Source organism: Aliivibrio thorii, assembly GCF_057368585.1.
The window spans coordinates 2,134,878-2,148,508 of sequence record NZ_CM170654.1; the positions used below are offsets into that span (position 1 = coordinate 2,134,878).

Below are 13,631 nucleotides of genomic sequence, written 5' to 3' on the forward strand. Positions count from 1 at the left end.
TCTAAAAATGATACTTGGATATCATAAATAAGAATCACCATTACTGAGTTAGCAACCAATGAATATAGAAAATAACAAAATTATTATTGGCAACCGGTTTCTATTCGATCCAAACGATAATAGCCTCATCGATACATTAAATGATGAAGAAATTATCCGCTTAGGTGGTAATGAAAGTCGCGTATTAAGCCTACTTATTCAAGAACCAGGGAAGGTTGTTAGTCGCCATGAACTACATGAATACGTATGGAGAGATCAAGGATTTGAAGTTGATGATTCGAGCTTAACTCAAGCGATCTCTACGTTACGAAAAATGCTACAAGATCCAACAAAACTACCTGTTTATGTAAAAACAGTGCCTAAGCGTGGGTATCAATTCATTTCAACAGCAGTAGCTCAAGAGTCAGACTCAGAAACAGAGCTTGCGACGAACCCAATGGAAGATCTCTCAACTGTTTCAATGGAGAGTCATGAAGACATAACTTCTGACGAATCTGTGGATACCGTTAAAACAGAAAGCGTGCAACCAAGTAAAATCACAGAAGCATCAAATATAAATAAACCTCAAGCACACCTATCTCTGCTTGGAACAATAACCTTGATTATTGCGTTTATCTTGCCTGTCATTGCATACTTTAATCATACTCCAAAATCAGATGCATTTACTCAAGTCGCTATTTACGATGAAATTCCTGTATTGATTCCTATTAATCATCCTAATATCGACCAATGGCAACCTCTTATTGAACAATGCACCATTTTTTATAATTCAAAGCATACTGATACATTAAAGCCAATTGAAGTTATCGCTACTAGTGGACAACCAAATCAAATTACATTGAATTATATTCATAATGAAGAACATAGCGATCAAAGCATTAGCGTTCGTTTGCTAATAAATCAAAAAGAGGTAGATAAAGTATGTGGTTAAACGACGAGCAGTTACCTCTAATGAAACGCTTTTCACCTATTATTCTTCTTCTCATTTCAATGATAGGGAGTGGTTGGTTTTACTGGGAAAGCGACAGTAAAGTTGAACAATTACTGACGTCTAAAGAATGGCAAAGTATGAGTACAATTCGTATCGATAGCAATATTGATTACGAAGATATGGGACCGTTAAAACGAGCTGACATTAAATCAAATGTAGTTTACTTACCAAATAAAACTTACTCTAAATCATCAAAACTGACTATTTATAGTGTCCTAGATACAGAAACGCATCCACTAACCATTAACGTGATGGAAACCGGTAATTGGGAATATAGCGGTGATTACCTTCTTATTGACCCTATTGAATTTAAAGATGTAACATCAAGCGATAATAAAGAATTCACTGGCGCACAGAAAAAGTTAATCATGCGAGTATTTAGAATTGATGCCCAACAAAGCAAGCGTGTTGATGTGATTAATGATAAAACATTATTATTGACTAGCCTTAACTATGGCTCAGGGATTTTATTTTCTCATTAAATTAACGGCATAGTTCTTAATATAAAAAATCCGAGACGATTATCTTCTCGGATTTTTTATATCTGTTCTAAATTTAAGTAAGAGTGATCGAATACAAACTTAGATTACAATTCGATAGAATTCAAAATATTCCCATCAAAATCAAGAACGGATAGATTAGTTCCATCCAGTAAACCGTAACTTGGTTTCCCACTATCATTACGTGGGAAGGTCGTTGAGCCCGGATTAAAAATAATCTGCTCACCTTGCCATTCAGCAACGGTTATATGAGTGTGTCCATGCGCAATAACATCTCCTTTCTTTAATAAAGGACGTTTATCTGCATTAAAAATATGCCCATGAGTTAAAAAGATTTTTTTCCCTGTTGGCAATAATACAATATTGTAATCAGACATTATTGGAAAAGAGAGCAGCATTTGATCAACTTCACTGTCACAATTACCTCTTACTGCAATGATAGACTCAGCATATTGATTCAATAATTCAGCAACCCCAATAGGATTATGGCCTTCAGGTATTGGGTTTCTTGGACCAAAATTAATTAAGTCTCCAAGCAGAATTAAATGATCCGCTTTAGAGGCAAGAAACGTATCAATAACACGCTGAGTTGCAGGCAATGAGCCATGCAGATCTGAGGCAAAAAATAACTTCACAAAGAATCCTTAAATTTAAAGAGGTGCTTCAAACCAGAAGTATAAAGGAAAATTGCATGAAAGTTGCCAATCAGTGAAGTCAATTTATACTTAGTTCATTAGATATTAGGAATATCTTGCAGGAGACGAGATGAAAATACTTATTACAGGCAGTACTGGATTAATCGGAAAAAAGTTATTAGATCACCTGAAAGGTCACCATTTAATACTTTTAACTCGTGATACAAAACAAGCAGAGTCCACACTGAGTCACCTTGCTTTACCTCACGCTGAATTTATTTCAGATCTCAGTTCTTTTCAGAATTTTAACGAGATTGATGTAGTCATCAATCTTGCAGGTGAGCCGATTGCTGAAAAAAAATGGACTAAAAAACAAAAAAAAATTATTACCGATAGTCGATGCAACCTTACTGATAATCTAGCTCAACTCAGCCTTAAATCAACTAATCCACCACCTTGTTTTATTTCTGGATCCGCGATTGGCTATTACGGCGATAACGGTAATCAAGATATAGATGAGACAACGCAAATTTTATCATCTGATTTTGCACACCAAATCTGCCAGCGTTGGGAAAATAAAGCCTTACAAGCCCAAAGTGAGCAAACCCGCGTTTGTATCTTACGTACAGGTGTTGTTTTATCTCCTCTAGGAGGCGCTCTTAAAAAAATGCAACTACCCTATCAGTGTGGGCTGGGTGGCCCCATAGGAAATGGTAAACAATATATGTCGTGGATTCATATCGATGACATGGTACTCGCTATATTACACCTGATAGAAAATAACGATAGTTGTGGTATTTATAATCTAACTGCCCCTCATCCTGTGACCAATGCTATTTTTAGTCAAACATTAGCAAAAACACTAAAACGCCCTCACTTTCTGTTTACACCCACAATAATCATTAAGGCAATTCTTGGCGAAGCAGCGGTTTTGCTTACAGATAGCCAAAGAATCCGTCCAAAACGTTTAGTTCATGAAGGATTTAAGTTTCGTTATTCCCGTATTGAATCAGCATTAAAACAATTGCTGAGCTAAGTAGCTCTAGTTGCAATAGATTTAGTTTAGATTCATTATAAAATGACATTCATAAACAGAAGTGTAAGTTAAGCTATGCAACGTTCAATCTTTATTACAGGCTGCTCTACGGGCATTGGTTATACCGCTGCCCATCAATTACAACATCACGGGTTTCAAGTCATTGCATCATGCAGACAAATTAAAGATGTGGAACGACTGCAAAAAGAGGGCTTAACTTGCTTACATTTGGATTACAGTGCTCCTCAAACGGTGACTCAAGCTATTCAGGAGTTACTCGCTCTTACTGATGGGAAATTATACGCATTGTTCAATAATGGGGCATATGGACAAGCTGGAGCACTAGAAGACTTACCAAGAGATGCATTAAAAGAGCAGTTTGAATCAAACTTCTTTGGATGGCACCAATTAGTCACAGAACTTCTTCCTGTCATGAGAAACCAAGGAGAAGGTAGAATTATTCAAAACAGCTCCGTTTTAGGTATTGTTGCAATGAAATATCGCGGGGCTTATAACGCATCAAAGTTTGCTATCGAAGGTTGGACTGATACTCTGCGTTTAGAGTTATCAGATACCAATATTAAAATAAGCTTAATCGAACCAGGGCCAATTGAAACTGAATTTAGATCTAATGCATTGAAAGCATTTAAAAAATGGGTCGATATAGAAAAAAGCCCGCATAAAGAAAAGTATCTTATTCAACAAAAACGACTTGAAAAAGAAAACTCTGCCAGTGCATTTGTTTTGCCTTCGGAATCTATTATCCCTCCATTATTACATGCACTTAATTCATCTAGACCCAAAGCACGCTATCGAGTCACCTTTCCGACTCACCTCTTTGCTATTCTAAAACGATTATTACCAACAAAGTACCTAGATAAAATCTTAAATAAGAGCGATTAACTTATCTTTATCATGTCGATTAAGTGTAATAATTAAGAAATATGAGAAAAGACTAAAAATGTAATATTAGTGTCATATTGCATAAGTATATTCGTTCATATCCGGTAGAAAGTGTTTTAGGAGAGAATATGACACTAGGTAAAATCAACTGGATCTGTGTGAGTGTCGCGGTTGCAGTCTTCATACTGATCTAACAGTTGTCTTCGCTTACGATAGTAAAGCCATTATGTTACGCATAGTGGCTTTCTTCGTACCTGGCTCCTTGAAAATCAATGCAATACCCCATATAACTGTATATATCTAGCAACAATACTGATTTTAGGAAAAGACCATGCAGCCAGAACATAGCGTTGAACTGAACGAACAAAACTTCCAACAAATTCTCGAAGGCTCAATGCAGATCCCTGTGTTAATTCATTTCTGGACCCCAATGAGTCAAGAAAGCCTTGCTGTCATTCCTGCATTACAACAATTGGCGCAACAATACGGTGATGCAGTAACTCTCGCCCTACTTAACTGTGAAGAACAACAAAGTCTTGCACAGCAATTTGGCGTTCAAACCTTACCTACAATTGCTTTATTTAAAAATGGCCAAGCGGTTGATGGGATGGGCGGCCCTCAAACGATCGAAGCCATTCAAGGAATGCTAAGCAAACATTTACCTAGCCAAGAAGAACTTCAGTTAGGCCAAGCATTTAAATTAGTTGAAGAAGGTGAATTTCAAGCAGCACTTCCTACCCTTCTCGCTTTACTTGAGCACTTTGGTGGTAATGGCCAAATTAAACTTCATATCGCCCAATGCTATATTGAAACTCAAGCTTATGATCAGGCAGAAGCAATGTTGTCTGAAATATTAATGCAGGATCAAGACAGCAAATACAAAGAATTAATAGCAAAACTAGAACTTCACAAGCAAGCAGGAAATACACCAGAAATCCAAGCATTAGAAGATAAGTATAATGCCGATCAAAGCAATACGGACCTAGCTTTAGAGCTTGCGATTCAATACAGCCAAGTAAATCGCCAAGAAGAAGCATTAGACATTTTAATGATCATTTTATTAAAAGATCTTAACGCTCAAGATGGGCAGGTAAAGAAGACAATGATGGATATCCTCTCTGCTCTTGGCCAAGGAAATCCAGTTGCAGGTAAATACCGTCGCCAACTGTATTCTCTACTTTACTGATTGACGAATTAATCCTGTTGCTACTTTTTATCGTAGCAACAGGTAAGCCCTTTAATAATAGGACAGTCATTACTTTCATCTCCAGGACAAGCACTCGCCAGCTCTAATAATGTTTGCTTCATTCCTTCTAACTCTTGAATTTTAGCTTCTATTTCCATTACTTTTTCTAGCGTTTTCTTTTTCACATCCGCACTACGGCGGTTTGGGTTATTTGATAAGCTTAAAAGATCTTGGCACTCTTCTAGACTAAACCCAACCAATCTTGAACGTCTAATCAGCTGCAATTCTTCAACTTGGGTTGCGGTGTATTGACGATAACCATTAGCACTTCTATTTGCCTCTCTGATGATGCCTTTACTTTCATAAAAACGAATCGCTTTCGACGTTAATCCGGTTAACTTAGCTACTTGACTAATATTCATTTCATTTACTCATTTAACTGCTTGACCTTCCATTTACTGTAAGGTTTATTCTTAGCAATATCAAGAATAGTTAATGAGGTTATTATGAGTCAGGAATTCACTCTTCCTTTATCAGGATTAAATTGCGGCAAATGTATCGCTAAGGTAGAGCATGCACTTTCTACCAACACTGGTATCTCTCAATATTCTGTTACCAAAACAGAACTGACTCTTACCACTAGCCTTTCTAAACAACATATTATTGAGATAATTTCTCAGCTTGGTTATTCTGTACCTGAAGAAAAAGTAATAACGCTTTATTTAGCAGGATTAAATTGCGGTAAGTGCGTAAAAAAAACCACAGAGGCATTAGAAACCTTATCTCATTCCACTATTCTTTCTATTTCAAAAGCAGAACTTAATCTCAATACCATACACTCAACAGGAAATGTGGTATCGCTGATTAAATCTATTGGTTTTCACGCCTCTACAATTCCACTTGCTCTTGAAGATAAATCATCAGAAGAATCAGATAACAAAGCCATCACTAGCAAACCAGAAATACTAGAACCTAATACAACCAAAACAACTCAACTCATTTTATCCGGAATGACTTGCGCTAGCTGCATCGCTTCTGTTCAGAAAATCATTTCAAACATTCATAGCGTTCAATCTGTTCAAGTGAATTTAGCAGAACGTACCGCTCTAATTATTGGTGATATTAACGAAACTGACGTAATTCACGCGATAGAAAAAGGCGGTTATGGGGCAGAAATTAGTCTAAATGAAGAGCAACGCCGTAAAAGACAAAAAGAGCTGTACCTAAAAACAACCGCTACACATAAAAAAAACACCACCATCTCATTAGCGATTGGGGCGCCATTAATGTTATGGGGAGTGTTTGGTGGCAATATGCAAATCAACACCATAAATGATCAACTTTCATGGGCTGTAGTTGGATTAATTTGTTTAGGTTTATTATTAACTTCAGGTAAACATTTTTTTGTTAATGCATGGAAAGCTTTCTCCCACCACAGAGCAACAATGGATACGCTTGTGGCTCTGGGAACAGGCTCCGCTTGGCTTTATTCCATGGCTTTGGTTATTTCACCTGAGTTTTTCCCTGAACAAGCACGTCATGTTTACTTTGAAGCAACAGCAATGATCTTAGGTTTAATAACGCTTGGTAATTTAATTGAAACCAAAGCACGGAATCGAACGTCTAATGCAATTGAAAATCTATTAAATCTTCAGCCACAAACCGCCGTGGTTATTCAGGATGGTCAAGAGGTTAAATTACCCGTATCTCAAGTGTTTCAAGGAATGATAATCAAAATTAAACCTGGTGAAAAAATCCCCGTTGATGGTGTTTTAATTAGCGGTGAAAGCTACCTTGATGAAGCGATGTTAACTGGAGAACCTCTCCCTAACTTAAAAACCATCAACGAGACTGTGCATGCCGGAACAATTAATCAACAAGGCAGCTTTACTTTTAAAGCAACCAACGTTGGTGAACACACTATGCTGGCGCGAATTATTACTATGGTACGTAATGCACAAAGCAGCAAACCTAATATTGCCAAGTTGGCCGATAAAATATCATCTGTATTTGTACCAAGTGTCATGATTATTGCTATTTTCTCAGCACTCATTTGGTATAACTTTGGTCCCGAGCCAACATCAAGTTATATGTTGGTCGTTGCCACAACGGTACTCATCATTGCGTGTCCTTGTGCACTCGGTCTTGCAACACCAATGTCTGTGACTGTTGGAATAGGCAAAGCCGCTGAATTTGGCGCTCTAATAAAGGATGCCGATGTACTCCAAACAGCAAGTACCATAGATACCGTTGTTGTTGATAAAACAGGGACACTGACTGAAGGCAAACCTACCGTCAATAAAGTCACTACCTTTAATGATTATACCGAACAACAAGTAATGACGTTGGCTGCCGCGGTTGAAAGCCATTCAGAACACCCGCTTGCTTTGGCTGTAATGGCTTATTTAAAACAACAGTCATGGACTCCTATTACTAGTCTTGGGTTTACCGCTCAGCTAGGTCTTGGGGCTTCAGCAAAAATAGATAGCGATACCGTACTTATCGGCAATATGGCTTATTTATTACAAAATGAAATAGCAGTACCTCACGTTGAGCTTTCACCTTCATCAACACCTCTGTTTGTTGCAAGAAACACCCAATGCATTGGCGTCATTGAGGTCAGTGACGCAATTCGTGTTGATTCCGCCCTTGCAGTTAAACAATTAACTCAATTAGGCATTACTGTCGTGATGCTCACTGGTGATCGCAAAGAAACTGCAGAGCATGTAGCTAAACAACTAGGCATTACTCAAGTAATTTCAGGTGTACTACCTGACGGAAAAGCACAAGCAATAAAAGATCTTCAATCACAAAGTAAAAAAGTCGCCATGATTGGAGACGGTATTAATGATGCACCTGCGCTCGCTCAAGCAGAGGTAGGAATTGCCATGGGTAATGGCAGTGATGTAGCCATTGAAAGTGCGCACCTAACCTTAATGAATCATTCATTACTTACCGCGGTAAGCGCGATTGAATTATCTAAAGTCACAATGAAAAATATGAAACAAAATTTATTCGGCGCATTTGTTTATAACATCATAGGTATTCCTATTGCCGCTGGGATTTTATTTCCATTTACGGGTATGTTACTAAGCCCTGTAGTTGCGGGAGCTGCAATGGCCTTGTCTTCAATTACTGTTGTTACTAATGCAAATCGATTACGACTTTTTACCCCTCGTTCTCAACGAGATATTCACCAACAAACACAAGGAGCATCACATGATTAATCTATTTGGTCTCGCTCTAATTATTGCCATTATCTACTGGTTTTGGCTATCACCTAATTCAAAATAACCTTTGGGAAAACCCACTATGCAAAACCTTAAATTTGCTTTTTTTTCTTTCGTTTTATTTAGCTCTTCAGCGTTCGCATCTACTGAGGTAATGACTTACAAATCACTTTACTGCGGTTGTTGTAGCGAATGGGTTGAACATATGGAAGAAAATGGATTTACGGTCAAAATAGAAAATCATGAAGACATGAATCCAATTAAAGAAAAACTAGGTGTCGAACCCCGCCTTGCTTCTTGTCATACCGCTGTTATTGATGGTTATGTATTTGAAGGACATATCCCTGCTGCTGATATCAAGAAATTTTTAGCGGACCCACGTGATTTTAAAGGCCTAGCTGTTCCAGGCATGCCAATGGGTTCTCCGGGTATGGAATATGGCGATAAGAAAGATAAATACCAAGTTGTGGCATTTAAAGAAAATGGAAAGCTAGCACTATTTAATACATATAATTAGGGTCTAGGGTCTAGGGTCTTTAAAGCATAATAGGTGTTGATAGCTATCAATACCTATTCATTTCTCAAATAAAATGGTTATACCAATCGTAGTAGATAACTAATCGTCCTAGCTGGTTAAAATGCTCGATAACTGTGTTGAAATACTATTACTTACTGTGATTAGCATTTACATTACAGACGCAAAAAAGCCGTATCATTTCTGATGCGGCTTTTTTAAAAGTGGTCGGTGAAGAGGGATTCGAACCCCCGACCCTCTGGTCCCAAACCAGATGCGCTACCAAGCTGCGCTATTCACCGAGCTGTTAAACAAAGAATTTGTCCGAGTCAACGAGGGCTATAATACTGTCTGAGAATTTTTTGACAAGTATTATTTTGTTTTTTCTTGCCGTTCGCTTACAAAAACAACAAACTGTTGAATTGATAAACAAAAGCCCCTAAAAATATAACGATTTAGGGGCTTATCTTCTTTTAATAATTACTTATAAGTAATTTCACCACGAGGTGCAAATTTGTTCACATCGATTGGGCTGTTTGTTTCTAAGAACTCTTTAAGAACTTCAGCATCAACAAAGCCAGTATTCACATAGCCTGGGTGATCCGAGATTTTCGGGTAACCATCACCACCAGCAGCGTTGTAGCTTGGTACTGTAAAGCGATACGTATTATCTAAACGTAATTGTTTACCACCGATAAACACATTTGATACCTTACCATTTTCAACCGTCATCTTGATCCCAGCAAACTGAGCATAAGCACCAGAATCGATTGGTTTGGTTGCAACTACATTTAGGTAATCTAATACTTCTTGACCCGTCATATCTGCATAAGTCACGATGTTACCAAATGGTTGAACCGTTAAAACGTCTTTATACGTAACATCACCAGGTTCAATTGAATCACGTACACCACCAGAATTCATTACTGCGAAATCTGCTTTGGCACGAACCATATGGGAAGTCGCGATTAAACGACCTAAGTTTGTTTGCTCAAAACGAACCACATTACGGTCACCTTCTAACTTACCGTTAGTTGATGCAATTTTCACATTCAATTGGCCTTGGCCTTTTTCTTGGTAAGGTGTTAGGAATGCAAGTAACTCAGGATCTTGTGCAATTTCTTCTTGAATAAATACACGCTGTTTTTTACCGTCGATCTTCACTTTTTTCTTCAAGTTAACAGGGATTAGATTGTAGCTAACCATTTCTAATTCACCATTACGGAATTCAAAATCAGCTTTACCTACATACTTACCCCATTCGTAAGCTTGAACAATCCAAGTACCGTTTTGCTGATCTGGTTGACACTCATCACCCGGCTTGAAATTTTTCTTCATTACGTTAGGGCCTTCCATACACACAGGCTCTTGTGAGTGGCCACCAACAATCATATCTAACTCACCTAGCTCAAGTGAACGCGCTAATGCAACATCACCAGGTGCATTAATACCACGTTGACCGTTCTCATAGTGACCCATATGAGTCACAGCGAAGATAAGATCTGGTTTTTCATTTTCTTCTAATTCTGCAATTACTATTTTTGCCTCTTCTTTTGGATCTCGGAACTCTAATTCATCAATATATTCAGGGTTACCAATCTTTGCTGTATCTTCAGTTGTAAAACCAATAACCGCTATTTTAATGCCTTGTTTTTCGAAGATTTCATAAGCCTGATACTTACGCTCACCCGTTTCTTTATCGTAAATATTTGCAGACAGCATCGGGAATTCAGCCCAATCAATTTGCTTTTGAAGAACATCTAGTGGGTTATCAAATTCATGGTTACCTAATGCAATTGCATCATATCCAATTTTATTCATACCCTTAAAATCTGGTTCAGCGTCTTGGAGATCTGATTCTGGAACACCAGTATTGATATCACCACCAGATAAAAGAAGCACACTGCCGCCTTCTGCTTGAACATCTGCTCGTAATTCATCAATCAACGTTTTACGTGCTGCCATGCCATATTCACCGTATTTATTTTTCCAAAAACGACCATGGTTATCGTTTGTGTGTAATACCGTTAGTTTATATGTTGTATCTTCTTGCCACTCGTGTTCAGTCGTTGTAGCACAACCAGCAAGAGTCGTTACCAATGCCGCAGCAATCGCTGTTTTTAGAGAAAGACGTTCCATCATGTTTCACCATTAATTCAAAAGAGGATGATCTAGACCAAATAAATCAATTGTTGATTAATCCTGTCAAATAACCTGACCAAGTTTAAAAGAATTACGTAGGACTCTCACATTGATCTCATAAATATGTCTATTAGATCACTAAAAATTACGGATAAATAAAAAAAGTAAATCACAAACAATTAAATATTTTACAGGAAAAGCAAACGTTTACCCATCAATCACGGCTTGATAAAAACAAAATTCATTAATGCAAAAATAAGAAAAATTCAATTTTAAATTAAGTTTTGTAGGTTATTTCCGATAACCAGAGCAGTGCTTAGTAAAGCAATCCATATTACAAACTAATATAATGGCAACATGAATCCACGGACTTAGGTAAAACTATGAAACTAAAACATAAGCTAATAGGCGCAAGTGTACTCGCTGTTGTTATTACTGCATCAGCCTTAACTTGGCTTTCTTCAAACCAACTTTTTGAACAGACCCGCAACGGTGTATACTCTCGAGCAGAAAGTGTTACTTCAGCGGCAACAACTGGGATTTCAAATTGGATCTCTATTAAAGCTGAAATCGCTCATGCGACTAATGAACACACCCAAGAAAATGACATTGTTTCTTTCTTACAGCTTAGTCGTAAAGCTGGTGGGTTTGATGATATTTTCTTTGGAACTCCTCAAGGTGATATGTACCGCTCTCATCCAGAAAGAAATCGTGCCGATTATGACCCTCGTCAACGCCCTTGGTATCAAGAAGCACAGCGTGAAAACAAACAAATCATTACCTCATCATATCAAGATGCGATTACTCAATCTCTCCTCGTAACCATCGCAGAACCAATATATAAAAACGGAACTTTTTTAGGCGTAATTGGTGCCGATGTTCTTATTGACCAATTAATTGCTGATGTAATTAGCCTTGATGCAGGTAAAGATACTATTACTATGCTGATTGATAGTGATGGGACTTTTTTAGCTCATCCAAATAAATCACTGATCAAAAAAGAGGTAAACCGCTACTTCTCTGATATGACACCACAAAGTATCCAAGAATCTATCTCTCTAAAACGCATCGATGTTGCCGAAATCAATGGTGACACTAAGTTGGTTTACTTCGCAAAAGTACCGAACACCAATTGGACATTTGCTGTTGAGATGACGCAAGCAACAGAAGAAGCCGCTCACGCAGCTCTGCTTCGTGAAATTATTCTACTTAGTATTGTACTAACCGTGGTGGTTGCTATTGGTGTCACTATTCTGGTGAATATTCTATTCCGAGATTTACTTCGAGTATCAGATGCGCTTGCTGAAATATCTTCAGGCGAAGGCGATTTAACTCAGCGCTTAGAGCCAAACAGTAATGATGAAGTGGGTCAATTAGCTATTAATTTCAATACTTTTGTGGGTAACATGCACTCAATGGTATGTCGCCTACGTAGCATTTCTATCACTCTTGCCAACCAAGCTAACTCAACAGCAGAAAGTGCTGAAGAGCGTAATGTTCGCATCCAACATCAAATGGATGAGATTAACATGGTAGCAACTGCAATTAATGAAATGGCAGCTGCTACACAAGAAATCGCTGGTAATGCTGACAATACAGCTCAAACTGCAGAGCAAACTGTAAGTGCATCAAACCACGGTGCCGAACAAGTAAGCCAAAGCCAACACTCTATTGATAACCTAGCAAAAGAAGTTGAAACCGCAACTGGTGTAATTGAAGAGCTCCACCACAACGCACAAAACATTAACACTATCCTTTCAACGATTCAGAACATCGCCGAACAAACTAACTTATTGGCATTAAACGCAGCAATCGAAGCCGCTCGTGCTGGTGAACAAGGCCGTGGTTTTGCTGTCGTTGCTGATGAAGTTCGTATCTTAAGTCAACGAACTCACGCTTCAACTCAGGAAATTCAACAAATGATTGAGGCACTACAAGGCACGACTCAAAAAGCGGTAGGTATAATGGAAGATAGCCAGAATTTGGCAAACACCAGTGTAGAAGATGCTCAATCGGCATCAGCTAGCCTACTTCAAATTACAAACTCGGTAACTCAAATCAGCGACATGGCTGCACAAATTGCAGCCGCTGCTGAAGAGCAATCATCAGTAACTGAAGAAATTACTCGTAATACAGAAGCAGTTCGCAATGTGTCAAATGAGCTAACGGAAGAAACGAAACAATCAGTAATTCAAGCCTCTGAACTTTCAGAGTTATCTAATGAACTAAAACAAGAGATCGATAGATTTAAACTATAATTGTTTTATTTCATTAATTAACAAAAAAAGACAGTATGTGAACTTCATATTCTGTCTTTTTTTTTCAGATTTTTATCCATAAACAGCTTAAATTTCCGGATATCCTTTCAATATTTGTAAAAAAACCACAAACAAAAGCTACGTGCCACAAATAACTCATTGAATTATTAGATATAAAGTATAATACCACCTTAGAGCTACCCCTTTGGAGTAGTTTTATTTCGTAATTGATCCAC

11 protein-coding genes and 1 tRNA gene are annotated in these 13,631 nt (G+C 37.9%); 8 read left to right on the forward strand and 4 right to left on the reverse strand.

Annotation, left to right across the window (positions count from 1 at the left end; translation table 11 throughout):
* The first annotated feature begins 58 nt into the window (after nt 1–58).
* Both AC2IP4_RS09595 and AC2IP4_RS09600 read left to right on the forward strand, forming a co-directional pair.
* The gene (locus AC2IP4_RS09595; protein WP_375322017.1) at nt 59–931 is read left to right on the forward strand and encodes a transcriptional regulator; all 873 of its coding nucleotides are present in this window, start codon (nt 59–61) and stop codon (nt 929–931) included.
* Entirely contained in the window at nt 922–1,473 is a 552-nt protein-coding gene (locus tag AC2IP4_RS09600) for a regulatory protein ToxS (protein ID WP_375322016.1), read from the forward strand. Before AC2IP4_RS09595 ends, AC2IP4_RS09600 begins: the two co-directional genes overlap by 10 nt.
* 104 nt (nt 1,474–1,577) lie before the next feature.
* Here the strand turns inward: AC2IP4_RS09600 and yfcE are convergent, their stop codons facing one another.
* Entirely contained in the window at nt 1,578–2,126 is a 549-nt protein-coding gene (gene yfcE / locus AC2IP4_RS09605) for a phosphodiesterase (protein WP_486307095.1), read from the reverse strand.
* Between the two features lie 130 nt (nt 2,127–2,256).
* On the opposite strand from yfcE, the gene AC2IP4_RS09610 reads away from it, so the two are divergent.
* From AC2IP4_RS09610 to AC2IP4_RS09620, 3 genes are all read left to right on the forward strand, one after another.
* Complete coding sequence (locus tag AC2IP4_RS09610; protein WP_105054262.1) at nt 2,257–3,162, forward strand: TIGR01777 family oxidoreductase; 906 nt, start codon at nt 2,257–2,259, stop codon at nt 3,160–3,162.
* 75 nt (nt 3,163–3,237) lie between these two features.
* Complete coding sequence (locus tag AC2IP4_RS09615; protein ID WP_375322014.1) at nt 3,238–4,065, forward strand: SDR family oxidoreductase; 828 nt, start codon at nt 3,238–3,240, stop codon at nt 4,063–4,065.
* A 331-nt stretch (nt 4,066–4,396) separates the two neighbouring features.
* On the forward strand, nt 4,397–5,251 hold the full coding sequence (locus tag AC2IP4_RS09620) for a co-chaperone YbbN (RefSeq protein ID WP_375322013.1): 855 nt from the start codon (nt 4,397–4,399) through the stop codon (nt 5,249–5,251).
* Nucleotides 5,252–5,271: 20 nt separating this feature from the next.
* Here the strand turns inward: AC2IP4_RS09620 and cueR are convergent, their stop codons facing one another.
* Nucleotides 5,272–5,673 carry a Cu(I)-responsive transcriptional regulator gene (gene cueR / locus AC2IP4_RS09625; protein WP_486317123.1) on the reverse strand — a complete coding sequence of 134 codons (402 nt, stop codon included), beginning with the start codon at nt 5,671–5,673 and terminating at the stop codon, nt 5,272–5,274.
* An 84-nt stretch (nt 5,674–5,757) separates the two neighbouring features.
* On the opposite strand from cueR, the gene AC2IP4_RS09630 reads away from it, so the two are divergent.
* Nucleotides 5,758–8,478: a copper-translocating P-type ATPase gene (locus AC2IP4_RS09630; RefSeq protein WP_486307094.1), complete on the forward strand. Its 2,721-nt coding sequence runs from the start codon at nt 5,758–5,760 to the stop codon at nt 8,476–8,478.
* Nucleotides 8,479–8,563: 85 nt separating this feature from the next.
* Nucleotides 8,564–8,998, forward strand: a complete 435-nt coding sequence (locus AC2IP4_RS09635) for a DUF411 domain-containing protein (RefSeq protein WP_486310215.1) — start codon at nt 8,564–8,566, stop codon at nt 8,996–8,998.
* Nucleotides 8,999–9,220: 222 nt separating this feature from the next.
* Here AC2IP4_RS09635 and AC2IP4_RS09640 read toward each other — a convergent pair.
* Nucleotides 9,221–9,297, reverse strand: a tRNA-Pro gene (locus tag AC2IP4_RS09640).
* Nucleotides 9,298–9,475: 178 nt separating this feature from the next.
* Nucleotides 9,476–11,137, reverse strand: coding sequence for a bifunctional UDP-sugar hydrolase/5'-nucleotidase UshA (gene ushA / locus AC2IP4_RS09645; protein ID WP_375322010.1), 1,662 nt, complete (start codon nt 11,135–11,137; stop codon nt 9,476–9,478).
* A gap of 383 nt (nt 11,138–11,520) precedes the next feature.
* Here ushA and AC2IP4_RS09650 point away from each other — a divergent pair, with 383 nt between their 5' ends.
* A complete protein-coding gene (locus AC2IP4_RS09650) occupies nt 11,521–13,395 on the forward strand; it encodes a methyl-accepting chemotaxis protein (protein ID WP_375322009.1) in 1,875 nt (624 codons plus the stop codon).
* Nucleotides 13,396–13,631: the final 236 nt, after the last annotated feature.